Origin of the sequence: Salinicoccus hispanicus, from assembly GCF_009831115.1 — a bacterium.
GTDB classification, from domain to species: domain Bacteria; phylum Bacillota; class Bacilli; order Staphylococcales; family Salinicoccaceae; genus Salinicoccus; species Salinicoccus hispanicus.
In genome coordinates, this window is sequence record NZ_WUUK01000001.1 from 319,968 (window position 1) to 344,084 (window position 24,117).

Annotated in this window: 30 protein-coding genes; 21 read left to right on the top strand and 9 right to left on the bottom strand. The window is 41.9% G+C overall.

Annotated elements, in window-relative coordinates; genetic code table 11:
- The first annotated feature begins 224 nt into the window (after positions 1-224).
- Entirely contained in the window at positions 225-320 is a 96-nt protein-coding gene (locus GQ671_RS01530) for a type I toxin-antitoxin system Fst family toxin (protein ID WP_160651665.1), read from the top strand.
- A gap of 166 nt (positions 321-486) precedes the next feature.
- Here the strand turns inward: GQ671_RS01530 and GQ671_RS01535 are convergent, their stop codons facing one another.
- The 5 genes from GQ671_RS01535 to fosB all read right to left on the bottom strand — a co-directional run bounded on the left by GQ671_RS01535 (position 487) and on the right by fosB (position 3,640).
- Positions 487-810: a VOC family protein gene (locus tag GQ671_RS01535; RefSeq protein WP_211364873.1), complete on the bottom strand. Its 324-nt coding sequence runs from the start codon at positions 808-810 to the stop codon at positions 487-489.
- Between the two features lie 575 nt (positions 811-1,385).
- Positions 1,386-1,937, bottom strand: a complete 552-nt coding sequence (locus GQ671_RS01540; protein WP_160651667.1) for a GNAT family N-acetyltransferase — start codon at positions 1,935-1,937, stop codon at positions 1,386-1,388.
- Positions 1,938-2,077: 140 nt separating this feature from the next.
- A complete protein-coding gene (locus GQ671_RS01545; protein ID WP_160653455.1) occupies positions 2,078-2,506 on the bottom strand; it encodes a MarR family winged helix-turn-helix transcriptional regulator in 429 nt (142 codons plus the stop codon).
- 389 nt (positions 2,507-2,895) lie between these two features.
- Positions 2,896-3,021 carry a hypothetical protein gene (locus tag GQ671_RS13050; RefSeq protein WP_281354826.1) on the bottom strand — a complete coding sequence of 42 codons (126 nt, stop codon included), beginning with the start codon at positions 3,019-3,021 and terminating at the stop codon, positions 2,896-2,898.
- Between the two features lie 199 nt (positions 3,022-3,220).
- The gene (gene fosB, locus GQ671_RS01550; RefSeq protein WP_160651670.1) at positions 3,221-3,640 is read right to left on the bottom strand and encodes a metallothiol transferase FosB; all 420 of its coding nucleotides are present in this window, start codon (positions 3,638-3,640) and stop codon (positions 3,221-3,223) included.
- A 157-nt stretch (positions 3,641-3,797) separates the two neighbouring features.
- On the opposite strand from fosB, the gene GQ671_RS01555 reads away from it, so the two are divergent.
- Positions 3,798-4,139: a hypothetical protein gene (locus GQ671_RS01555; protein ID WP_160651673.1), complete on the top strand. Its 342-nt coding sequence runs from the start codon at positions 3,798-3,800 to the stop codon at positions 4,137-4,139.
- 44 nt (positions 4,140-4,183) lie between these two features.
- On the opposite strand, the gene GQ671_RS01560 is transcribed toward GQ671_RS01555, so the two are convergent.
- Positions 4,184-5,023, bottom strand: a complete 840-nt coding sequence (locus GQ671_RS01560; RefSeq protein ID WP_246153084.1) for an alpha/beta fold hydrolase — start codon at positions 5,021-5,023, stop codon at positions 4,184-4,186.
- Between the two features lie 165 nt (positions 5,024-5,188).
- On the opposite strand from GQ671_RS01560, the gene GQ671_RS01565 reads away from it, so the two are divergent.
- Positions 5,189-5,659, top strand: a complete 471-nt coding sequence (locus tag GQ671_RS01565) for a DinB family protein (protein WP_170288600.1) — start codon at positions 5,189-5,191, stop codon at positions 5,657-5,659.
- 131 nt (positions 5,660-5,790) lie between these two features.
- A complete protein-coding gene (locus GQ671_RS01570) occupies positions 5,791-6,537 on the top strand; it encodes an NAD-dependent epimerase/dehydratase family protein (protein ID WP_160651676.1) in 747 nt (248 codons plus the stop codon).
- Positions 6,538-6,637: 100 nt separating this feature from the next.
- Here GQ671_RS01570 and GQ671_RS01575 read toward each other — a convergent pair whose 3' ends face one another.
- Positions 6,638-7,117 carry a DinB family protein gene (locus tag GQ671_RS01575; RefSeq protein WP_246153086.1) on the bottom strand — a complete coding sequence of 160 codons (480 nt, stop codon included), beginning with the start codon at positions 7,115-7,117 and terminating at the stop codon, positions 6,638-6,640.
- A 200-nt stretch (positions 7,118-7,317) separates the two neighbouring features.
- Between GQ671_RS01575 and GQ671_RS01580 the strand changes: the two genes are divergently transcribed.
- The 5 genes from GQ671_RS01580 to GQ671_RS01600 all read left to right on the top strand — a co-directional run bounded on the left by GQ671_RS01580 (position 7,318) and on the right by GQ671_RS01600 (position 10,196).
- The gene (locus GQ671_RS01580; protein ID WP_160651682.1) at positions 7,318-7,800 is read left to right on the top strand and encodes an RrF2 family transcriptional regulator; all 483 of its coding nucleotides are present in this window, start codon (positions 7,318-7,320) and stop codon (positions 7,798-7,800) included.
- Between the two features lie 57 nt (positions 7,801-7,857).
- Complete coding sequence (locus GQ671_RS01585) at positions 7,858-8,091, top strand: DUF896 domain-containing protein (RefSeq protein WP_160651685.1); 234 nt, start codon at positions 7,858-7,860, stop codon at positions 8,089-8,091.
- 25 nt (positions 8,092-8,116) lie between these two features.
- Positions 8,117-9,109 (top strand): LLM class flavin-dependent oxidoreductase, encoded by a 993-nt coding sequence (locus GQ671_RS01590; RefSeq protein WP_160651688.1) that lies wholly within the window; start codon positions 8,117-8,119, stop codon positions 9,107-9,109.
- Between the two features lie 193 nt (positions 9,110-9,302).
- Positions 9,303-9,863 carry a DNA-3-methyladenine glycosylase I gene (locus GQ671_RS01595; protein WP_160651691.1) on the top strand — a complete coding sequence of 187 codons (561 nt, stop codon included), beginning with the start codon at positions 9,303-9,305 and terminating at the stop codon, positions 9,861-9,863.
- Positions 9,864-9,881: 18 nt separating this feature from the next.
- Positions 9,882-10,196 carry a nucleoside triphosphate pyrophosphohydrolase family protein gene (locus tag GQ671_RS01600; RefSeq protein ID WP_160651694.1) on the top strand — a complete coding sequence of 105 codons (315 nt, stop codon included), beginning with the start codon at positions 9,882-9,884 and terminating at the stop codon, positions 10,194-10,196.
- A 54-nt stretch (positions 10,197-10,250) separates the two neighbouring features.
- On the opposite strand, the gene GQ671_RS01605 is transcribed toward GQ671_RS01600, so the two are convergent.
- A complete protein-coding gene (locus tag GQ671_RS01605; RefSeq protein WP_160651697.1) occupies positions 10,251-11,162 on the bottom strand; it encodes a helix-turn-helix transcriptional regulator in 912 nt (303 codons plus the stop codon).
- 384 nt (positions 11,163-11,546) lie between these two features.
- Between GQ671_RS01605 and GQ671_RS01610 the strand changes: the two genes are divergently transcribed.
- Positions 11,547-12,029: a SprT-like domain-containing protein gene (locus GQ671_RS01610; protein WP_160651700.1), complete on the top strand. Its 483-nt coding sequence runs from the start codon at positions 11,547-11,549 to the stop codon at positions 12,027-12,029.
- A gap of 209 nt (positions 12,030-12,238) precedes the next feature.
- Here GQ671_RS01610 and GQ671_RS01615 read toward each other — a convergent pair whose 3' ends face one another.
- Entirely contained in the window at positions 12,239-12,895 is a 657-nt protein-coding gene (locus GQ671_RS01615) for a helix-turn-helix transcriptional regulator (RefSeq protein ID WP_160651703.1), read from the bottom strand.
- Positions 12,896-13,221: 326 nt separating this feature from the next.
- Here GQ671_RS01615 and GQ671_RS01620 point away from each other — a divergent pair, with 326 nt between their 5' ends.
- The 11 genes from GQ671_RS01620 (at position 13,222) to GQ671_RS01670 (ending at position 24,113) form a co-directional block, all read left to right on the top strand.
- Positions 13,222-14,328 carry a D-TA family PLP-dependent enzyme gene (locus tag GQ671_RS01620; RefSeq protein ID WP_160651707.1) on the top strand — a complete coding sequence of 369 codons (1,107 nt, stop codon included), beginning with the start codon at positions 13,222-13,224 and terminating at the stop codon, positions 14,326-14,328.
- A 405-nt stretch (positions 14,329-14,733) separates the two neighbouring features.
- Complete coding sequence (locus tag GQ671_RS01625; protein ID WP_160651711.1) at positions 14,734-15,450, top strand: ferredoxin reductase domain-containing protein; 717 nt, start codon at positions 14,734-14,736, stop codon at positions 15,448-15,450.
- A gap of 180 nt (positions 15,451-15,630) precedes the next feature.
- On the top strand, positions 15,631-16,236 hold the full coding sequence (locus GQ671_RS01630; RefSeq protein WP_160651716.1) for a nitroreductase family protein: 606 nt from the start codon (positions 15,631-15,633) through the stop codon (positions 16,234-16,236).
- 51 nt (positions 16,237-16,287) lie between these two features.
- Entirely contained in the window at positions 16,288-17,094 is an 807-nt protein-coding gene (locus tag GQ671_RS01635; RefSeq protein ID WP_160651719.1) for an aldo/keto reductase family protein, read from the top strand.
- A 258-nt stretch (positions 17,095-17,352) separates the two neighbouring features.
- Positions 17,353-17,910 carry a GNAT family N-acetyltransferase gene (locus GQ671_RS01640; protein ID WP_160651722.1) on the top strand — a complete coding sequence of 186 codons (558 nt, stop codon included), beginning with the start codon at positions 17,353-17,355 and terminating at the stop codon, positions 17,908-17,910.
- Between the two features lie 390 nt (positions 17,911-18,300).
- On the top strand, positions 18,301-19,638 hold the full coding sequence (locus tag GQ671_RS01645; RefSeq protein WP_160651725.1) for a four-carbon acid sugar kinase family protein: 1,338 nt from the start codon (positions 18,301-18,303) through the stop codon (positions 19,636-19,638).
- A 14-nt stretch (positions 19,639-19,652) separates the two neighbouring features.
- Positions 19,653-20,273, top strand: coding sequence for a GntR family transcriptional regulator (locus GQ671_RS01650; protein WP_160651728.1), 621 nt, complete (start codon positions 19,653-19,655; stop codon positions 20,271-20,273).
- Positions 20,274-20,287: 14 nt separating this feature from the next.
- Entirely contained in the window at positions 20,288-21,316 is a 1,029-nt protein-coding gene (locus GQ671_RS01655; RefSeq protein ID WP_160651731.1) for a zinc-dependent alcohol dehydrogenase, read from the top strand.
- Between the two features lie 15 nt (positions 21,317-21,331).
- Complete coding sequence (locus GQ671_RS01660) at positions 21,332-22,321, top strand: TRAP transporter substrate-binding protein (protein WP_322789449.1); 990 nt, start codon at positions 21,332-21,334, stop codon at positions 22,319-22,321.
- A gap of 14 nt (positions 22,322-22,335) precedes the next feature.
- Positions 22,336-22,836 (top strand): TRAP transporter small permease, encoded by a 501-nt coding sequence (locus tag GQ671_RS01665; RefSeq protein WP_160651733.1) that lies wholly within the window; start codon positions 22,336-22,338, stop codon positions 22,834-22,836.
- A complete protein-coding gene (locus GQ671_RS01670; RefSeq protein ID WP_160651734.1) occupies positions 22,833-24,113 on the top strand; it encodes a TRAP transporter large permease in 1,281 nt (426 codons plus the stop codon). The genes GQ671_RS01665 and GQ671_RS01670 overlap by 4 nt, the downstream gene beginning before the upstream one ends.
- Positions 24,114-24,117: the final 4 nt, after the last annotated feature.

The following is a 24,117-nucleotide window of genomic DNA, read 5'->3' on the forward strand; positions in this document are numbered from 1 at the left end:
AAAATATATTGCAAAATAAAGTTCATAATTGTAATAGTAACTCTGCTCAGGGGTTTTGCTACAAAAGAAACTCACATTACAAGGTAAACAATATATAGAATTAAAAGCGAATTGGTTAAAATTATACTATAAAGTAGCAAGTTCCTTTAAAATGAGTCGTGTGATAGAATGATAACGGTCATCTAGTTGACTTCTGTGCTGATAGCATGGAAGGAGGTGACATCATGCATGGCATTCTGTTTGAATTGTTGATTGCACCCATTATTGTTGGTGTAACCATCACACTGTTCGCTTATTGGTTGGACAGTCGTGATAAATGACTAGATGACTAAAACCAATACACCATATAAACCCCCCAATCTACTGCCATAGATTGGGGGTTCGGTGTTTCATGCATAGCATTCTGTTTGTTATGAGTATTATATCATTTTTACTTTAAATTATCTAATTAAATCTTTTTACATTCTCGTTGGTTTCATTCTTTGTCTATTCCCAGTTTTGTATCTCGATTATATTTCCTTCAGGATCTTTCGCATATACAACCGTCAAGACACCAATGGATTCATATACTTTCCTTTCCACACTTCCGTACCGGTCGCCCCCATGTGCTATCAACGCATCTAACACAGATTCAACGTCATCTACCACAAAAGCAATGTGCCCGAATCCCTGGCGGCTGATATTGGATGTTTCGACTGCTTCTCCTTGTGGTTGGTATTGAAAGATCTCCAATGTTGGCCCTTGATCATAGCCTGGCAAGGCAAGATGTATTCCTTGAATACGTACATTCGGAATGTTGGTGACGTTCATTAACTACTCCCCTGAGAGGTCTCTTTCAGACAACACAGGTTGGCACTGAAAAACTTTTATGTAAAAGTCGGCTAATTTGCGCCAGTCTCAAGCTACGATATTGGTATGTGCATATTTAATTGCCATTCTTATCACTGCTTTCCATAGTAAATTATGTATTATTCTAATCTTTAGCAGATATAGATGCAATATTTACTATTTAAAATTCAAAGTTCACAAGAAAATAGCTGCACTGATTTGAAAAGGTAAGTATATACTCGAAATTGGACAAGATTTTTCGAATTGTTACGTAAAGAAATATTGATGGTATAAAATCTCTTCATATAATGGGGTATGGCTGATACTAATCTATCCGCATCAGCCATATCTTATATTTTAGTAACTACCGATCAGTTAAAATAGGTTAACTTATAAAAAGCTGTTTTTTTAATAATCCAATCGAATAATATTATCAAACACTATTATTATTCATGATTTTTATAAATCTTTAGAATGAGTCAAACAAAAAATAACTCAAATAGAGTTATTTTAAATAGTGTCTTTTCTCAATTGCGTTTTCTTCCAGTTTCCAACTTTCAATAATTTCTATATTTCGGATTAATAAATATGGAAAGTAAAGGTCCTGCCAACTTCTTGAATAACTTGGAGTATTCCTGTGGTGTGACATCGCCACCCTTGGTCAGCACTTCAAACCAGTTTTTTCCTGATTTAACCAAGTAGCCGTTATTTTTATATCCATTCTTCAAGTAGAATCTCTTTCTCTTAATTCTTTGTTCGTTGTTATTTGCCTGTTCATCAATTGCTTCGATGTTGAGGATTATTCGGTTTTGAGGGTAAAGGTCTCTAATCTTGGAAAGTGTCAAACCACCGTATCCCTTCGATCTTTGTTTATCATCTATCGCCAGATAAAAAACGAATGCTACATCTTTGTCAGAGATTAAATAGGTAAAGCCAACTAATACGTCTTCATCATAAAAAGCTGAAAAGTCGATGTATTTTTTTCTCGCCTTCCATAATAGAAACCAGAAAGGTATCTGTTCATTTGCAGGAAATGAATTCTTGTATAGCTGTTTTATTCTAGTTGAATCTTTTGAATTTCTTTTGACTGGTTCTACTCTTAAACTCATTTTAAACTGCCTCCTGATTTTTAATCATCGGTTCCAAAATGCTCTTTTCTATGATTTTTTTCAAGCAATATATAGATATTGTCTCAGCAAGACAATTGAGAAAGACTGCGATGAATCTAGTCCGATGCATTGCGTTACTCTCATTTCTCTTTTGCCTGTTCTGCCAGGATGACTTCATAAATCTTATTCACTGCCTGTTCCAGCTGATCTATTACGTTTTCATCCAACTTAGCGTAGTAGGTCATCGCAATTTCCTCTTCCACTTTTGCATATAACTCATACAACTTGTTCCCATTTTCACCAAGCGTCACAATGATTTCTCGTCTTGAATCCGGATTGATTGTCCGCTCAATGTAGTGTTCCTTTTCAAGTTTCGTCAACAATTGGCTGACGGCACCTGGTGTGACATTCATTTTTTCAGCCAGTTCATTCACCGTCAATCTGCGATGTTTCTGCACATGCTCAACAACCAAAGACTGTTTTGGTGTGAGTTTGTGTTCTAGAACATCCTCATAGTGATGCAGCAGTGCATAATTGATTTGATCAAGAGTTTGGAAGATGTCACTCATTCGTTTCAATATCTTAATGTCCTTTCAATACGTTAGTTTTTTAAATATTTTAGGATTCTAAAGTTTTAGTTGATTATACTTTAACCCAAAGTAAAATCGAAGGGAAGCAATAGTCGCTGATTATATAGAGTCATATGACGGAACACGCAATCAGTACAAATTAAAAGGATGACTCCGATACAGTATCGAAGTCATCTGACAGCAGCTTGTCTGTGATGTGTTTTTTACAACTATTCTGCTGAGTGGAGCGCAGTTCAAACGTTGTAGACTGGTAATTTTTTTCGTTTCCCGTTGATGGAATGAAGTTTCTATTAGCATGATCCCTTCAAATATCCAGTGGACAAGCACCTGGCTTCCTTTCGTGCAACAGAATAAACTTCCCGCATTTTTCAGAAACAGCACTGATGACTGAAGTAGTTGATTGTATCAGGGATGTAGATATCTTGAATTTCATGAGACTGCTCGTTGAAATCATCATAAAGTTCAGTCACAAGAATAACTGGAATTTCTGTCATGTTGATTCAGTTGAGATAAGCCTGCATTTTTTAAATTCTTTCGTCCTTATTATGTGCATTGTAGGTAAGGCAAACATGTCTCCCGTCCGGAGTATGGCTGAAGAAGTATTCATTTTCAGATTTAAAATGTGTTGGATCATCTCCACCTGTTACCGTTATACCAATGTTCGTAAATAGTGATATTTATTTTAGATTGATGCTATATCGAAAACTTCATACGGTGTTTTGATTTCCTGTAATAATCCAGTCGATCTTCGAGTGTACCGGTATGCAATTCCAATTTATGTCCATCGGGATCGGTGAAATAGATGGATTTCCTGTCTCCATCACTTCGTTCTCTTCCTTTAAGTATGTTGACCGCTTTTGATTCGAGCCACTGCTGCCAGTCACCAAAATCCGATTCACTGATGCTGAATGCCATGTGGGTGTACGAATGCTGTATCTCGTTTCTAGGTATATCCTTTTCTTCATTCAACGCAACCCATAGGCCGCCGATATCCAAATATGCAGTCGTACGACCTTCAACAAGTACTTTTCCTTTCAGGATATCCCGATAGAATGCGATGGAGTCGCTGAGGTTCGAAACAGAATAGCAGACGTGATTGATGGAATGAATCATTCAGGTTCCTCCTATTATGATAAGATGGGAAACGATCGATATGTGTCACACTAATTATACCGGACAAAATGATATATTAGAATCTGTCATACTCAAAGTAGAGGAATGATCTACCCGATATACATAAATACTTAGTCGACAACATAGGCTGAGTGCATTGGAAAGGAAGAAGCCTATCAATATCGTTGCATGGATTGGGCTGACCTCGGTACTCGCATTTACACTGGTCCCCCTGATGTTCAAAAAAGTAAAAACGGATGAAGAAAAACGCAGCGCAAGAAGAATCCTCTATATTCTGCTCGGGATCGTCATTGCTGTCATCATCTTCAGAATGAGTCTTATCACTGCATTTATCATCGGTTTTATGGCAATAGTTTTTGTTCAAAGAAAAAATTATACAAAGAAGCAGCTGGTTATTTATACGACTGTTGTTCTGCTGCTACTTGCTACAACATATTTTATATTGGGAACAAATTCAGCTTTCGTTCAAAGTCATTAAACTATCATATTTCTGAAATAGTTTAAATTGCATCCGTTGCCGTATCATTTACTGAAGAATCGGTGCATTTCTTCATACGTCTCATCCGGTGCTTCTTCTGCCAAGAAATGCCCGCACTCTATGCCACGGCCTTCAACGTCATCTGTCCAGTCCCGCCAGATGGACAGCACATCATACCATTCCGGCAGTTCGCCTTGTGCACTCCATAAAGCGAGGACGGGACAGCTGATCTTTTTGACACCTCGATCCGCTTCATCCAGCTCATAGTCGATGGAGGCCCCCGCACGATAGTCTTCGCACATGGCGTGGATGGTGCCGGGCTGATGGATGCAGCGAAGGTATTCTGCAAGTGCTTCAGGGTGGAATATGGATCTGTCGCCGCGAAAATAGAAGTTGTCCGGGTTTTCACCAATCATTCTCTCCGGCAGGTCGTAGGGCTGCGCCATAAAGAACCATCCCCAGAACTTTGTAGCGAAATCCTTACTGGTCCGCCTGAATGCTTCCCCGGTCGGAATGATGTCGAGTACTGCAAGTCTTGTAACCGCTTCAGGAAAATCCAATGCCAGTCGGTAGGCACATCGTGCGCCTCTGTCATGCCCGGCAACCGCAAACTGTTCAAACCCCAAAGCTTTCATTACCGCAATCTGGTCTCTGGCCATCGCACGCTTCGAGTAGGTGGCGTGGTCACTGGTCGTCTCGGGTTTCGAGCTGTCGCCATAGCCTCTCAAGTCCGGCATGACCACTGTGAATTCCTCAGCCAGAAGTGGGGCGATGCGATGCCACATCATATGGGTTTGAGGGTGGCCGTGCAACAGAAGGAGCGGGGGACCTTCACCACCATAATGCAACCTTATTTTTACTTCACCTGTATCTATCGTTCTCATTTGAAAATTCTCGAGCAGCATATTCTCTCTCCTTAAATTACACATTTGGAATGTATATACCCTATACTGGAAATAGTTGAGTAACTTATTCAAGATATAATATCGAAATATCCCTTTTAAAATGTTCTTTGATTAATAGCTAAATTGTAAAGTGGGGTTGAATGTATGGAAATAGTTCGTCAAAGTGTATTGAATCAGATTAAAATAGGGGTAGATACATTAATAGAAATAATTGATACATTAGAAGAGTCTGATCTGCAGAAAAGACCAACAGAAGGTAAATTTTCAATCGGTGAGATGCTTGAACATATTGCTTTGATCTGTGAAGCGGATTGGCGTATTTCCAATAGTGCTACGTATCAGGAGATGGAAGAGTTTTATAGGAGTTTTTCTCTTACGAGCTTGGCGGCTATAAAAGAGGAGTTACTACATAATTATGATTCGCTGGAAAAGAATTATTTAAACTTATCCGAGGAGCAACTTCTTGAAAAAACTTCTGCGTATTGGGGAGTGACTTATACTCGTTATGAGTGGTTATTGGAAATCTTAACTCACATATTTCATCACAGAGGTCAATTGCATGCTATGCTGGTGCATTATTACGCAAAAGATCCCAATCTGATGCTCTTTGAATAATGGTGCCAAGTAGATTAGAAACACACTGAAGAATCTTTGGTATACAGCTAGTTGATATGATGTATTCGTGAAAGAATCGTTCAGTTCAGTCTCTACTTTATGTTTTTATATATCTAATAGGAGAGTGGCTTATGAAAAACGTACTGATTACTGGTGCTTCAGGGCGCATTGGAACAAATGTGGCTGAACATCTTAAGGGGAAGTATCAACTGACTTTGGCCGATATACAAGATGGATCGTCAAAGGGTTCCGACAGTGATGGAATAAAAAATATAACTCTGGATATTACAGACCTTGAGGTCTGCCGTGAAGCTTTCAGAGGAATGGATGTCGTCATCCATCTCGCAGGTGATCCATCACCGGAGGCAGATTTTGAATCAGTGATGCGCATCAACATCGAAGGCACCTACAATGTATTCAGAGCAGCTCAGGAAGCGGGTGTAGACCGTGTGATCTTTGCGAGCAGTGTACACACGGTGAAAGGATATCCCGAAGATGTACAGCCGCACCCAGAGATGCCGGTGCGACCGAAAAACCTGTATGGAGTGAGCAAGGTTTCCGGGGAAGCATTTGCCTCGTACTTTGCCTACCAGGAAAATCTGCCCATCATTGCACTTAGAATTGGGGGATACGATGCAGTGGATCTGGCAGACGGCAATCTAAGTCCAAGTGATATGAGCATTTATCTGAGTCCAAGAGATATGAATCATCTGATGGAACAGTGCATTACGATGCCTATGGAGAATCCGTTTGAAGTGATCAACGCAATTTCAGACAATAGATTCAAAGGACTTGATATACAGAAGACCAGAGAGCGTTTCGGTTACGAACCTGTGGATGATGCGTTTGAGAAATGCGGGCATACATTTGATGGTTGAATAAACTGTAATGAATATAGAAACGCCTACAGAGACTAGAATTCAGAACTGGTTTCTGTAGGCGTTTTAATTAATCATCATGTTCCAGGCATACATTCATTTACATTTGATTATCTGTAGACATTAGATTTCTGCGAATAAAGTTGGCAGTTACAGGCTCCATGTCCATTTCCCGTGCCCAGATGGAGAGCTGACCCATATGATGGAGTTCGTGAGCAATCACGTGATGAAGTATTTCAATGCGTGTAAATTCCTCTTCATCCCATGGGACAGATACAATCCTATCTTCAGTTTCCTTCAACTCGACGTCCAGATGATCTGCAACTTCTTTTCTTAATCTATCCGACAGTTCTTTTACTTTTTCGAGGCTATTGTGGTCTTCGAAGTTGTACACGATATCCTCCTTACCTCGAATACTGCGAATCCAGCTCTGTTCCACATCGATGATATGGAACAAGGTATATAATATGCTGCCCGGACCTCCAGTTCGTTTTTCCATCAATATCTCATCAGAAAGCTGACTGCATCGATCCATCCACTCATCCCTGACCTGCCAATTATACTTGAAAAAATGAATCATTGAATCCCTCCTGTCCATTTCCATTATACTTAAATTTATTCATTAAAGAATCAATAAGCCAATTAAATGAGTTGTAACTCAGCCGACAGGCAGAAGGGTATTCAAGTCGTCTCAATTGATAGAACGTATTATTTTTGATAAAATTGTTTAACGTTGGACAACAAATATCCAGTTTAACCTGAAGGGAAGTGATGATGGACATGAAAATGAAAACAGGCGTCGAACAGTCGGTCTATGCTGCACTGCTTTTGAATCTGCTGCCGGATGGTGCAGTATTGCATAGCAATGAGATCAGTAGGCAGATCGGGGCCTCACCGACGTATTTTCAGAAGCTCCTGAGAAAGATGGCGGGTGCAGACCTGATTACTTCCGTCCCTGGCACCAAAGGCGGATTCAAGTTGAAGCGAAAGCCCGAGTCAATCCGGGTCTACGATATATATGTCGCCATCGAAGGACAGCAATCCATCTATACACCGAGCGGTATTCTGGGGGATATGCTGGCGCTGGAAGGGGACGACCGCTGCTGTTTTCTCGGAAACCTGATGGCAGAGGCCGAGACATCGTGGCAGTCCGTGCTGAAGCGCGAGACCATCGCGTCGCTGACTGAGAAGATACAGTCGGACCAATACAATGAACAGCTGAATACACTTGAAAAGTGGCTGGATGAAAAAATGGTCATCTAGCAATGAACATTTCAATATAGTACTGATGAATCGAATAAATGAAAGAAGTGAAATAGAATGATAGTAGGATTGGATCGAATCAATGAACTGGCAAACAAGCAGAAATGGGACGGACTGACCAAGGAAGAAAGAGCTGAACAGATGCAGTTGCGCGAAGACTATATGCGACAGTTCCGTGGACAGATACTGGATACTTTCGCAAACTTGACGGTCATAGATCCAGAAGGTAATGATGTGACACCTGAAAAACTGAAAAGAGAACAGCAGATCAATAATCTGTTCAACCAATAAATATACAAGATAAAGGATGTTTCAAATGAGATTAAGTGTACTGGATCAGGCACCTGTGACTAAAGGCAACACCGGCGTGGACGCTCTGAAGAACGCCGAGGAGCTTGCGATACTGGCGGATGAACTCGGCTATCACCGCATGTGGATGGCTGAACACCACGGCATCGGTTCCGTTGTCAGCTCTGCACCGGAAATTACGGCAGCACGGTTGGCATCAAAAACTGAAAATCTGCGCATCGGTACAGGCGGTGTGATGATGATGCACTATTCACCACTCAAGATGGCGGAAGTGTTCAAGACATTGAGCGCCTTTTCACCAGGCAGAATCGATTTCGGTGTCGGCCGTGCACCTGGTGGAGATGGCAATGCCATCTATGCACTATCTGAAGGCATGAGACCCGGCATGGATAATATGTACGAAAAATTCCAGATTGCCATGCAGCTGATCAGTGACGAGAAACCGGAAGGGCGCCTCTACGGTACAACACCGGCAGTGCCGGAAGACATCACACTGCCTGAAGCATGGATGCTCGGATCCAGCGGCAACAGTGCAATTGAAACTGCCAAGATGGGCGCCGGATATTCATTCGCACAATTCTTCAACGGACAGCTCAGTAAAGGCATCCTTGATGCATACAGAGATAACTTCGAACCATCCACACTGATGGAGAAGCCTGAAATCAACGTCTGCTATATGGTGACAGTAGCAGAAACGAGAGAAGAAGCGGAATACCAGGCACTGCCGCAGGACATCTCCGGACTCTGGCTGTCCCAGGGCAAGATCGGCCAGTCACTGACACCGGAAGAAGCAAAAGACTATCCACTGACTGAAATGGATAAGATCAAGATCCAGCAGAGAAGACCCATGCACATCGTCGGTTCCGCAAAAGAAGTTGCGGATAAGCTCAGAGCAGAGCAGGAGAAATACGGTTTTGATGAAGCCATGATCGTCAGCATTCCGCATGCGCAGGAAACACGCCTCAATGTCTATAAGTTGTTGGCAGATGAGTTGCTATAAAATATATTGAAACCAGGATATCATTTCTTATCCTGGTTTTTTTATTGCTATTTCTACAATGTTTAGAGGGAGAAAACCCTCTGTGCAATAGGCATGGTTATAAAAGTATCAATTATTTTTCTTAACATGACACGCAGTTGTCTTATTAAGAATGGTACAGTAAGTTCAACAAGATTAGAGGAGGCAGCAATCAATGACGCAATGTCTATGGCCACAAAGCAGTCCACTCATGCAGACCTACCATGATGAAGAATGGTGCAGACCGAGTTATGATGATCGGTATATTTTCGAGATGCTCACGCTGGAGGGCGCACAGGCGGGTTTATCGTGGAATATTGTCCTAGCGAAAAGAGAAGCGTATCAGGCAGCTTTCAACAACTTTGATATAGAGTATTGTGCTGGACTCAGTGATGAAGATCTGGAAGCAATAAAAGAAAACTATACTGTCATCAAGCATCTTTCGAAGCTTCAATCGGTGCGCACCAACGCTCAGGCAGTATTGAAGATTCAAAAGGAGTTCAGTAGTTTTTCCGACTTCCTATGGCGCTTTGTTGAATTTGAACCAATTATAAATAATTGGGAAAATGACACGCAAATTCCCGCACAATCTCTTCTGTCCGTCCAGATCAGTAAAGATCTTAAAAAGAGGGGTTTCAAATTCGTAGGACCAGTAATCACATATTCTTTTCTGCAAGCGATCGGTATGGTGGATGATCATATTAGATCCTGTAAGTTTCATACTTTGAATAGATAGCTGAAAAGGGGACTTTAAATGGAATTCAGACAAGCAGTCGACCAATCAATAGAAATCAGAAAAGCTTACCATAAGCTGGAGGAAATGCATCACGGGTCCAGATGGTCAGTTCAGGAAGATGCGCTGGCATTCTTGACTGATGCTGCACGCGTCGGACGATTAACGATGGCTCGAGAAGAAAGATGGCCAATGGGCAATAATCCTGAATCTGAACTTACTCATAAGGTTGGGGAGTCGATCTGGTGGCTTATAGTTTTAGCAGAACGGATGGGCATTGATAGTAATGACGCTTTGGAAAGTTTTTTAGAGAAAAAGAAAAGTGATTTTTTGTAAGTGAGATGTGGTGAATTTAAAGTCTCTGACTTGTTTTTAAAAATAATGATCATTTTAACTTTTTTCAAGATTTGATTTCAGCTCATCGAGCTTTTTTACCAAGCGTTCACGTAATAGCACAGGATGAACCTCTTCTATCAATGTACCGAAAGACATAAGGTAACTATCAAGCCATGTTCCAATTGGAAGATTTGTTGATACAGTATAGGAGCCGTCTGCATTCTTCGAAATCATATGCGCGTCAAATTCATCATAGATTCTGTACGCTCCCTGACTGGAAACCTTAATCTCTATGGGAATGGAAGACTCTCCAGCTTTTATTTCTGCTTCTTTTAACGAATTTGTTATTGGACTCATGGTGACTGTCTGGTCCAATACACTTACTTGAGCCATCCGGCTGATTTTAAAAAACCGATAATTCTTTCGCCATAAACAATATCCGGATAGATACCAGGCATTTTCTTTGAATATTAACTGAAATGGTTCTACTTCTCGTAAAGTCTGTTCACCCTGTGAGTTGAAGTAGCGAAATTGAATGACGGATTTTTGGATAATTGCATCTCTCAATAAGGTAAACAACTGTTTCTTCTTTTTCCCGCTTCCCCAGGGAGAAAAATCAACATCAATCCAGTTTCCTGTTTCTTTTTTAAATAAACGAGCCACTTTCTCTAAGATGATGTCTGTATTTGGAAAATTGGTGGCTGCTAACGTTTGAAGCCCGACCAATATGTCTTCTTGTTCATCATTTGTTAACATGGAAGCATTGAAAGAGTATCCTTCTAATAAAGAAATTCCGCCACCTCTGCCCTTATTGGCATAGATTGGAATTCCTGCTCCACTCAGAACATCCATATCTCGATAGATCGTCCTTGTAGATACCTCAAAATGATCGGCAAATTCCTTCGCAGTAATCACTTTTCTATCCAATAAGAGGTAGATGATTTCAAAGTGTCGATTAATGGTCATATGAAATCCTCCTGTTTTGTTTTCTTAATGGGATTGGGCGATTCTTTGAACTATCTTCACCAACGTTTCTCATTACTGGCTAAAAAATATGTAATCAATGTGTTTTCAGAAAAAATTACGTATAAGAACAATTACGTGCTTTTTAATATATATTACCATATTAAGTGTTTTCATCTTCTACAGGTTTCAATCAGACAATTTTCATGAACATTTCAAAGTGTAAAAATATACACCTCCTGTATCATGGTCTTGGTTGTACTCGTAAAGCATTGCGACAAGAAACAGAGCAGCAAAACTGCTTTGGTTATTCTCTTCACGATTTTCATTGATATATGAGATATATTATAATAAGTAATTGTTAAAGAACTATAAGAGGTGAAAGAAGTGGAGCAGAGACAGCTCGAAAGATACGCTGATGACTTTCTTAAAAGAGAGTTTGATATGCCGCTCGGCATACCCCTCCGTATTTCAAAGCGGATGAAGTCAAAACTTGGTGCATTCCGGATCAAGTATGTCAGAGGCAAGAAGAATCCACAGGGCATGGAAATTGTCATGTCCGATGAATTCATAAAGAACAATCCTGTCGAAACCATCCTTGATGTCCTATATCATGAATGTGTCCACTATGCATTATTCGTTACTGGCCAGCCGTATAAAGATTCGGATCCAGTGTTCATCAGAACACTGGATCGGTTGGGAATATCAAAGACACGTACCCATATGTATAAAGGGCAGAGCCATCTATATGAGTGCAGAAGCTGCAGGTATCAGTTCAGTAAGAACACGAAAGGGTATGAGAAGCGGTATATCTGCCGAAGATGCCGTGGGAAGTTTAGTTACGTAGGAATGACTTCGAGAAAATACTGATTGAACACTATCTGCTAGGAGTGTACAGTACTTCCGATGTCCGGTCTTAAGTGTGATCCACACTGATGATTATCCATAAATTTTTAAAGAAAAAGAACTTCAATCGAAGTTCTTTTTTATACTTGGTGTTATCTTGTCATATCGATGCCTTATAAATATGGATCTTTGAAGAAGGGTAACTCATCTCCCCTAAATGTACATAATAGTTTTTATTTCTCATTCATTTTTTTGATTTCATCCAAGTAGCTGTATACAGTAACTCTTGATATGCCAAGCTTTTCTGCCACCTTATCCACTGACCCCTTGATCAGGAAAATTCCCTTTTCATCCATGAACTCGATGAGTTTGATTTTCTCTTTTCGTTTCAGCCCTTCGGTCCTGGAGTTAGCAACAATTCGATCGATCAGATCATCAGCGATCTCGACTATGTTTTCCGTAGGTTCGGTATTTTCATCCGCTTTTTCCTCTTTCACTTCTTGCGCGCCACCCACAAAATCATCCAGGAACTCCTTGAAATGAACCATGCTCTCCAGATTATAGTTGACGCAGAGTGCGCCGATTACCTTTTCATTTGAATCTCTGATCAGGGCTGTGGATGATTTTATCTCCTTTCCTTCATCGGTCTGGATTTTATAGCCAGCCAAATAATCGTTTTCAAACTGACTGGACAGCAGTACTTGTTTTATCAGGTGATCGAAAGGCTGTCCGACTTGTCTGCCTGTCACATGATTATTGACAGCATAGACAACTGAGTTTTGAGGAACCGTCAAATCGTGGATGACAACCTCGCAATTCCTCCCGAAAGTGCTGGCAATCAGATCGGCAATCGGTATATACCTTTTTAGTTCTCTATTATCCATTTTCATGAGATGACCCTTTCTCTACAATTCTCTTTTTTATGTACTCCAAAAATTAAAGCGCATGATTTATAATAAATTATTTATTTTATTGAATATTATATAATTTATTATATAATATAAGCGTAATATATGTTTGGTAGCTAATTTATATATGTTTTTATATATGATAATTCATATATGTATAAAAATGTTGGCTGAATCATTTTTCCTTGCATGAATAAATGCTTGTTCACCATTCTACCTGAATCAGTGCGTTCAAACACTCCAGTCAAGCGCAAACAAGATTATACTCTTTTGTTGCACGCATATCAAAATTTAAAGGGGTCTTTAAAATGAATTATTATGAATTGGATACACCCGCACTGTTGATAGATCGAGAAATAATGATGGAAAACATGCACTTCATGCAGAACTACGCGGATCGACACAAAGTAAACTTACGTCCCCATACTAAAACTCACAAGATGCCGAGACTTGCCAGAATACAGGACGAACTTGGTGCCGCTGGCATTACAGTCGCCAAAGTCGGCGAAGCTGAAGCCATGGCCCGTGGCGGCTTGAAGGATATCTTTATTGCCAATGAGATTGTCGGCAAACTGAAACTTCAAAGGATCAGGAAATTGGCTGAAACCATCAACATCTCATTCGGTATTGATAACACGTACCAAGTGGATGAAATTGAAGCGGTGTTCGAAGGTGCGGAGAAAAAAGCACAAGTGCTTGTTGAAATCGAAGTCGGGGAGCAGCGGTCAGGCATTATCGAAGAAGATGATTTCAGAGCACTACTGGAGCACGTAAAGGCCTGCAGCAATGTTGAACTTAAGGGGATCTTCTCGCATGATGGACATTCCTATAAGGCTGAAGATATCGAAGCGTGCAGAAGACTCTACCTTGAAAGTGTAGATCGTACTTTGCATTTCGGAAAAATAGCAGAAGAGATGGGGATGAAATCTGAGGTCATAAGTATCGGTTCGACACCTCCGTTCATGCTTGATTTCGACATTCCAGGCGGTGTCACCGAGATCAGACCGGGCACCTACATCTTCATGGATTCCTCACAGGCAAACGTCATCGGCACATATGACCGGTGTGCAGCATCAGTGCTGACGACAATTATCAGCAAACCGACCCATGAACGGGTCATCACAGATGTTGGCGCAAAAGGGATCACTGCACAGACGAGAAGCAAAGGCCATACGACAACAAAAGGGCTTGGACGTATAAAGGAATTCGAAGATGTCTATATTGATGGCGTTTTCGACGAGCACGCAATCATATACAATACCACGTTCCATGATCAAGTAGGCATCGGAGACAAAGTACAGATCATCCCGAACCATATTTGTCCGGTGTGCAACTTATACGAGAAGGCCTACCTGCTTTCTGACGGAGAAGTTGTTGAAGAAATCCCGGTGGATGGGCGGGCGAAGCTGCAGTAGATGCTTCAGAATTCCCGTATTATCAGTTCGATGATTGGATGGATAGCGCTTCAACATTTTGAAATGGAAAATCTCTTAATATCTACCAGTGATATGATTTAGGTCAGTTGAGCAGAAAAATATAGATCCGAATCGTTAGTTATGAGACGACAGTTGAAATCATCAGCTGTCGTCTTTATTAAATATGTCAGAGTCGACAGGAACCCACAACACATTGAGATCGGTATGATCCAAGAATACTTTTAATAAGAAATTGAAAAGGACTTGAAGGATAATTGCGCATCGACATGAAGTCTTCTACACGGAATTTCACAATTTTGTACAAACCATCTAATTGAGAAGTGTTATCAACTATAGTATATTAAAGTCGAATCAAGAAAACAAATGACTGAAGGAGAGAATAGAATGCAGATCTACTGGACAAAAATCAATGAAATCATACAAGAAGCACCTGAGGTCAGAACATATCTGATGGAACGTCCCGAAGACTTTGTATGGGAAGAAGGTTCTCATACACACTTCGCACTGGAAGGTTTCAATGCAGATGACAAACCAAATCGTGATCTTATTCGCCATATGTCAATTTCAACAATGCCGAATGAAAACCTGATTGGAATCACAACACGTATCAAAGCGGAGTGTTCCATATTCAAGACAGCCCTTAAAGACCTTGAGGTCGGTAATGAAGTTGCGATCTTCAAAACACGTTCCAACGTACCGCTTAAAAGAGAAGGTAAAAATGTCTATCTTCTATCTTCAGGTGTCGGTATCGCAACCTACCGTCCGATCGTACTCAGTTACTTTGAAAATGCGGAAGGCGTCAACCAGATGCATTCCTTGAACATTGATTCTTCCAAAGCTTTCTTGTTCACTGACGTTTTCAAAACTGAAGCTGATAAGAACTTTTCAGCACAATTCGTTGATACCCGCAGCGACTATTACGAGCAGGTAAGAAAAATTGCTGCAGATGAGAATGGACTCTTTTATGTTGTCGGCAGCGATGAATTCCTGGTACAAAATATCAGTGTACTTGTTAAGGAAGGTGTCGAACCCGAAAACATAATGCTCGATAAGTATGAAGAATCGCGTGCTGAGCTCTTATCGTCGGAGCTGTCAGTTTAAACACGGACCTCTATTTTGAATGAGTGCTCTGAGTAGAGATATCAGCTCAAACACTCTTTTTTCTTAACACACTTTATGCATAGAACTACCTTATTGACCCTCCTCTTACAGGAGGGTTTATTATATGGAAAGATCCTATAAAGGTCGTCAATATAAACATATAATTAAAGGAGAATAACGATGTCTACATTTACAGAACTACTGGAAAAACGCCGTTCAATCTACGTATTGGGAACAGAAAGCAAGTATTCAACACAGGAAATATCCGATCGCATTGGAGAGGTTGTCAAACAGGTGCCTTCAGCTTTCAATAGCCAGACGACAAGAGTGGTTGTCTTATTCGATGAAGCGAATCATGCGTTTTGGGATCATATCTACGCTGTTCAAAAGGATATCTTGGAGGGCGAGATATGGGACATGATGTCAGGTGTCATGACAGGGGCTAAAAATGGAGTGGGCACCGTTCTATTTTTTGAAGAACTCGATGCAGTCAAAAAAATGCCGACCAATGTAGTGCGTCAAGAAGCTTACAAGCAAAACAATAACGCAAACGCCCAGTACGCTGTATGGCTGGCTTTGGCAGAAATGGACCTCGGCGCAACGTTGCAGCATTTCAATGTTGGTTATGAGCAAGGTTTCGATAAGGGGACGAAAGCATTGTTCGACCTGCCAGAGTCTTATGAAATGCTTGCCCAGATGCCGTTTGGTTCAGTTGAACAGGAAGCGGGTAAAAAAGAACATATTGAGACAAATGTCCAGACAAGAGTGATCTCTACGTTGTCTTAATACTTTTACTCAAAATCGACAAGAAAGAACAATCAAAATGGAGGAATTGTGATGAAATTGATCAAATTGAACAATGAATTAGAAATTCCGGTAGTCGGTACAGGCACAAATACGTACGGCAAAGAAGGGAACGCGTTCAAAGGAGAGTTAAGAGGAGATACCGAGGAAGTTGACTGGGCAGTTGAGAATGGATACCGCCATTTCGATGCTGCTCAAATCTACGCCAACGAAGAAGTCGTCGGCAAAGGACTCAATCAATCAGGAGTCAAACGTGAGGATTATTTCATTACTACCAAGCTGAATACGAATGAAGGATATGTCAGCCGTGATTGGATCGATGCTGAAATTAACAAAAGTCTTGAGAAACTGCAAACGGACTATATCGATTTGTTCCTGATTCATTTCCCTTGGGACAATAGCGATGAAATTGTAGAAGTTTGGCATGTTTTAGAAGAGTATTATAATCGTGGGATATTTAAATCCATAGGTGTTTCCAACTTCGAAGAAAAGCATCTGGATTTAGTACTTCAAAATGGAACAGTCAAACCAGCTGTCAACCAGATTGAATCTCACGTTGGAAAATGGAATGATGCACTGATTGATTACAATAAATCGAACGATATCGCCACTGTTGCCTGGTCACCGCTCGCCGGTATAGAAGATGACGCGAAGCAGGTGCTGCAGGAAATAGGCGATCGTTACGGTAAGACATACGCACAAGTCGTCCTGCGCTATCAGATTGAACGGGATGTCATTGTCATTCCGAAATCCCACAATAAAGAGCGACAGGCCCAAAGCCTGGATATCTTTGATTTTGAACTTACAGCAGATGATCGTGAACGTATTGCTGCACTGTAATTAAAAGAGATACGAGGGTGCTGCACCCCAAAAATTGAACCACTACGAAAGGTATGTCCCCTGTAATAAGGGACATATCTTTTATTTTTGTTAAAAGTCATCTGTATACTTATGAATACACTAAATTAAGTATAAAATATAAGTTAAGATGAATTCCATGCTGGTTGAAGACCATATATTCTTGTTTGGTTGATTTATAATTGGTTCAGGATATAACGCACTGTTTGAAGCGACAAATAATTAAGGAGAAATATTAACATGAATAAAGTGACTGGATTTCCTGTTCTTGAAACGGATAGATTGATACTTAGACAAGTAACGCCTGAAGATGCTGGTAGTCTTTTGAAGTATCTGTGCAGTAAAGATGTGACGAAACATATGGGGCTGGAGCCATTTAAAACCATTGATGATGCTTTGGACGAGATTTCATGGTATCAATCGATACTTGAAAAGAATACTGGAATTAGATGGGGAATCACGTTGAAGGGTCAAAGGGAGGTCATCGGGAGCTGTGGCTTTCTGAATATGGCTTCCAAGCACCACCGTGCAGAAATTGGGTTTGAACTGAGCAAGGATTACTGGGGACAAGGAATAGCAGGTGAAGCACTTAAAGCGGTGAGTGAATATGGATTTGAACGTATGGACTTGCAACGGATTGAGGCATTAATAGAACCACTTAATATATCTTCTCAAAAGCTGACAGAAAGACATGGGTTTGTCAGGGAGGGCCTGTTGAGAAGCTATGAATTCACCTGTGGCAAATTTGACGATCTATATATGTATTCCTTGTTGAAGCAAGATTTCAATTTCAGTTGAACATTTAAAAAATCATGCACTAGATAGGCGATGTAGTATTTTCGAAAGCTTATTAGAGCGAAAGGGGAAGGATACATAATTAATTTTATCGACTTTATGAATCAAAGCTTATCAAATTTGGAATTGAAGATATTCACGAAGATTTTATTCCCAGATGAACTAATTGATTTAATATAGACAAGCATTCAATTATTTCATAGAAAATTTAAATTGGATGATATCAGCGAAGTGGGGACTCAAGCCCCCACTTCGTTTTTTATTTGATCAGCTGACAACAAGAAATACATAATATTAATTTTATGAAACCCCTTGCAAATTGAAAGCGGTTTCCCTATTATCTTATTTAGATACAACATAAATCTATGTTAAATCTATGTGAGGAGCATGTAAATGGATAACAGATTACTACTAACATTTTACGGTGATGATTTCACTGGCTCGACAGATGCCATGGAAGCGCTGCACCAATATGGACTAAGGACACTTCTTTTCATGACACCACCTGACAAAGCGCTTCTTGACCAATTTGAAGGCGTGCAGTGCATCGGCGTGGCTGGTACTTCAAGGGCAAAGGATCCTGAAGGAATGAAGGGGGAACTGACACCTGTATATGAAGCGTTTCAGAAAATGAATCCTTACTTCGTACACTACAAATTGTGTTCGACTTTCGATTCTTCACCGACGACCGGCAGTATTGGTTATGCAGCGGACCTGGCCAGAAATTATTTTAAAGATGGCATATACCCATTACTTGTTGCAGCACCAGCACTCGGCAGATATACAGCATTCGGAAATCATTTTGCGAAGTTCCATGGAGAGACGTATCGATTGGATCAGCATCCTGTCATGTCGCGCCACCCGGTAACACCGATGGATGAAGCGGACTTGAGCATTCATCTCTCAAAGCAGACGGATCAGCAGGTAGGTAAGTATTCTGTAGCGGATATGGCTGAAGAGAAACCCTTTGATATCAAAGAGATGAATGCCATTACATTATTCGATGCTCTGGAGCAAAAGCATATGGAGACATTCGGGAAAATGGTGTGGAACAGCAGGCATGATGATGCGACTTTCCTGATCGGTTCTTCCGGTGTGGAATACGCACTTGGTGAGACATGGAAAGACAATGATTCGGTCAACCAGAACAGTCTTGGCCTGAAACCGAACGCCATTGATGAAATGCTGGTTGTTTCCGGCAGTGTGTCGGATGTCACAAAGAGACAGCTTGAGGAAGCGGAGAGCAATGGTTTCCATACGGAACGCGTACCTTATGAACTGCTTGCGAGTGACGATATGCCGACGGATTATCTGGATGGCATCATCAAACTGATCCGCAACGAGAAAAAAGTTGTGCTCTACACAGCGAGAGGAGCAGATGACCCAGTTGTTGAAGAGACAAGGGCGTATTTCACAGAAAATAATGTAACCGGTTCCCACGGAAACCATATCGGACAGCAGCTCGGCAGATGGACAAAGTACATCATGGATCACACGGATATCCATCGACTGGTCGTCTCGGGCGGGGATACTTCCGGATTCGTGACATCACAACTCGGCATCTACGGCATGGAAGTCATTGAATCGATTGCACCGGGTGCGCCGTTGTGCCTGGCATACTCAGATCAGGAACGCTACAACCATCTGGAGATTGCACTTAAAAGCGGTCAGCTTGGTGGGGAAGCTTTCTACGGAAAAGTTTTCGAAGCGGGAAGAAACACGAGAGTTTAAAGGGAGTTGAGAACATGCTATTAAAAGACATTGCCTACGACAGGATCAAACAGAAAATACTGAATGAAGAATATACACCGGGTAAATTTTTATCCGAACGAACGCTCATCGAAGACCTCGATATGAGCAAGACACCAATTAAGAACGCATTGATTCGACTTGAAACCGAAGGGTTCCTTACAGTGTCTTCCAAGCAGGGCATCTTCATCAATGAACTGTCTGTAGACAAGATCAACGACATGTATAACCTCAGGATTGCTCTGGAAACGTTCAACTGCAAGTTTCTGCATAACAGAATTACCGACTACCAGCTGGACGAGCTGAAGCAGATACTCGATGTCACAAAAGAAGTGACAGACAACCTCGATATCAACAGCTTTGCCACTTATGATCACGAGTTCCATCTGGCTATCAGTAATATGGCGGGCAACATGGAAATCACCGAGATTCTGATCAACAGGCAGGATCACTTGCGTAGAATCACTTTGAAACACTTGAGAAAGGATCCTGAGAGAGTAAAGATTTTCTATCAGGATCACCTGCAGATATATGAAGCATTGAAAGAACATCAGACGGATAGTGTTCGACTGATGGAGGCGCACCTGGAAAACTCGAAATCAATATTGTTCAGATAATAGGAGGAAGAAGCATGAAAGCAGTTTATGTAGATGCACCAGAAAGCATCAAAGTCAAAAAAGTGGAAATACCCGCACTGAAAGAAAACGAAGTACTAATTAAAGTCAGGGCCGCAGGCATCTGTGGTTCGGACATTCATACGTATAAAGGACTGCACCCGTTCAGAAAACCCCCTGTAATCATCGGACACGAAATCGCCGGAGAGATTGTCGAAGTTGGTAATAATGTTAAAGATTTTTCTGCAGGGGACAGGGTCACTGTCGAACCGCAGATTGGTACAGGTGAAAGTGAAGGTGTCATGACAGGTAACATTAATTACTCGGATGAAAGACTTGCGCCTGGAATCGGAGAATGGCTCGGTGCGATGGCGGAATACTTTATTTCCCCTGAATCACAGGTGATCAAGTTGCCGGATTCCGTGGATTATGACAGAGGCGTCCTTGTTGAACCGTTGGCAGTCGGCGTCCATGCTGCCTATAAAGCGGATATCAAACCGACGGATAGAGTAGCAGTCATCGGCTCCGGTCCAATCGGTCTATTGACACTGGCAGCTGTGAAGCATAGAGGTGTGGAAACGACACTCGTTACAGATGTGCTCGACTATTCACTCGATGTAGCCAAAGAGATGGGTGCAACACTGACAGTCAATAGTGCGCAGGATGAGAACTGGATTGAAAATGCCAAAAATGAACTTGGTGGCTCTTTTGACAAGGTATTCGTTACTGCCGGTGTACGCGGTATCATCGATCAGTCTCTGTCACTGCTGCGCAAAGGTGGCAAGGTCATCACAGTCGCAATGTTCAATGGCTCGCAGGAAGTGAACATAGAAAACCTGCAGCAGAATGAAAAGGAAATCATCGGATGCATGACCTACAACAGACCAGATACCGAAGAAGCAGTAAGAATCATCGAAGAAGATAAGATTCCTGTCAATAAAGTGATTTCCCACAAACTATCCTTGGACGAAGCAGATTATGGCTTCAAGATTGTCGATAAGAAAGAAGATGAGTCAGTAAAAGTACTGGTTAAATTTGATTCTTAAAATGGAGGGGCACAAGTGAATATATTCAAATACAGAATTCTATTATTCCTGGGACTTACCGCCTTGCTGCTGTCTGGTTGTGGCGGCAGCACAAAAGCAGAGGATGTTACTGTCCTAAGGATGGGGCATATCCAAAGTGAATCCCATACTTGGCACAAAGGATCAGAAGAATTTGCAAGACTGGTGGAAGAAAAGACGAACGGTTCCGTCAAAGTGGACATCTATCCGAGCTCAACGCTCGGCTCGGATAGAGATCTGCTGGAAGGGATGCAGATCGGATCAGTCGATTTTGCGCTGGTTGCCGGTGTCATGTCCAATTTCTACGAACCATATGCAATTCTCGAGTTGCCATACCTATTTGAAGACCAGGATCACCTGGAAGCATTCCTATACGGTGAAGAAGGCCAGAAACTGAAAGATGAGACACTTGAAGCGACGGGTATCCGGGGGCTCGAGTTCTGGCTTCGGGGACCACGGGAACTGACCAGTAATGTCAAAGTGGAGACGCCGGAAGATCTAAGAGGTCTAAAAATCAGAGTGCCGAACATAGAAGCCTCTGTCAAAGGCTGGCAGGCGATGGGCGCCAATCCGACACCGATGAACTTTGGAGAGGTCTACTCATCTCTGCAGACAGGAGTCATTGATGCCCAGGAGAATCCACTTTCATTCTCAACAAATGCAAGAATTCATGAGGTCCAGGATTACCTGGTAATGACCGACCACGTTTTCGGTTACGTGCAGCTTCTGACAAGTGAGAAAATGTTTGAAAAACTGACAGCTGAGGAGCAGCAAGCTGTAGAGGAAGCGGCGACTGAAGCGACCGAGTATCAGAACGAACTGGTCTTGGAAGAGGATGAAGTGGCGAAGCAGAGCTTCCTGGATGAAGGTGTGGAAATCGTCGAGGTGGATACAGAACCATTCATGGAACTGGTTCAGCCTGTACACGATGAACTCGCTGACAAGTATGGCCGAGAACTCTACGACTCGATCATCGATTTGAAATAATAAGGAGTTATTAGATGAAAGCATATATTAATTTTATGGACACTTTGAATTCAGGTCTGAGGTACATCGTTTCCACCTTGTTCATCATCATGGTTTCACTCGTTTTTCTTCAGGTGCTGACACGGTTCGTCATCAACTATCCAATCAGCTGGACAGAAGAGATTTCAAGATATCTAATGATCTATATCGTGTTCCTCGGTTCCGCACTGCTGGTAAGGAAGAGTGCACATATCGCTGTCGATTTCCTATTGGAAATTGTAAATCCCAAAGCTAAAGGCATTCTTGATATGATTGTCCTGATTGCGAGCATCATCTTCTTCGGATTACTAATCGTTTTCGGAACGCAGTTGACTTTTATTGTAGTCGGACAGGCAACACCAAACTTGCAGTTTTCCATGGCATGGGCCTATGCAGCAGTACCGATCGGCGCTCTACTGATGTTTTTGAATGCGCTTGCAGTACTGTTTGAAAAGATGCAGAACAGAGGAAATGAAAGGGAGGAACCACTCACATGATCGCAATACTCATCATCTCACTATTGATTCTATTCCTTCTCGGGGTACCAGTGGCAATATCACTTGGTCTCTCATCCGCTCTGGCACTTTTCATAGCTGGCGACATGCCTTTGGCGACAGTTGCACAGAGAAGCTTCGTTGCGCTCGATTCATTTCCACTCATGGCGATTCCGCTGTTTATCCTTGCTGGGGTCATCATGGAGTACGGTGGTATTTCACAGAAGCTCATCAACCTAGCCAATGCACTGACCGGTCATGTTACCGGCGGGCTGGCGATCGTAACAGTCATCACGACACTATTCTTCGCGGCTATCTCGGGGTCCAGTGTCGCAGCAACCGCAGCGCTTGGATCAATACTTATTCCTGCCATGATCAGACGCGGCTACCATAAGGAATTCGCCGGTGGTGTACAGGCTGTTTCAGGTACACTCGGCATCATCCTGCCACCAAGTATTCCATTGATACTGTATGGTGTTGCCGCAGGTGCCTCAATTGGAGATCTATTTGTCGCTTCCATGCTTCCCGGGATCATCATCGGACTTGGCCTTGTTGTTACTGTATTTCTTATAGCCAAAAGAAGAGATTATACTAAGGAACGTAAAGCAACCGGAAAAGAACTTCTAAAAGCATTTTGGGAAGCGATTCCAGCCGTCATCATGCCTTTCATTATTCTCGGTGGCATATACAGTGGAATATTCACCGCGACAGAAGCCGCAGCAGTGGCAGTCGTCTATGCGTTCATCATCAGCGTGTTCGTCTATAAAGGTATCGGCCTGAGTAATATCAGAACTGTACTGACCACAGCAACAGAGACGACAGCTTCCATCATGTTCATTCTGGCAACAGCCGGACTGTTCAGCTGGATTCTGACGATTGAAAATGTACCGCAGCAAGTGGCGCAAAGTATTACATCAGTAACAGACAACACAGCAGTCTTCCTGCTACTGGTTGTTGTACTATTGCTATTCATCGGAATGTTCATGGAGACCAACGCCTCCATCATCATCCTTGCACCAATCCTTGTACCGATTGCGTCGGAAATCGGCGTCGATCCTGTACACTTTGGTGTAGTCATGATCGTTGCACTGGCACTTGGAATGGTGACACCGCCACTCGGTTTGAACTTGTTCATCGTCGGCAGAATCGGCAAGATAAGAATCGATCAGTTGACTCGCGCACTCATTCCATTCTATATTGCAGTCATCATCGCAATTGCGCTCATCACATTCATTCCTCAGATCGCTCTGGGGCCGGTACAATTCTTTGATACCAAATAAGGAG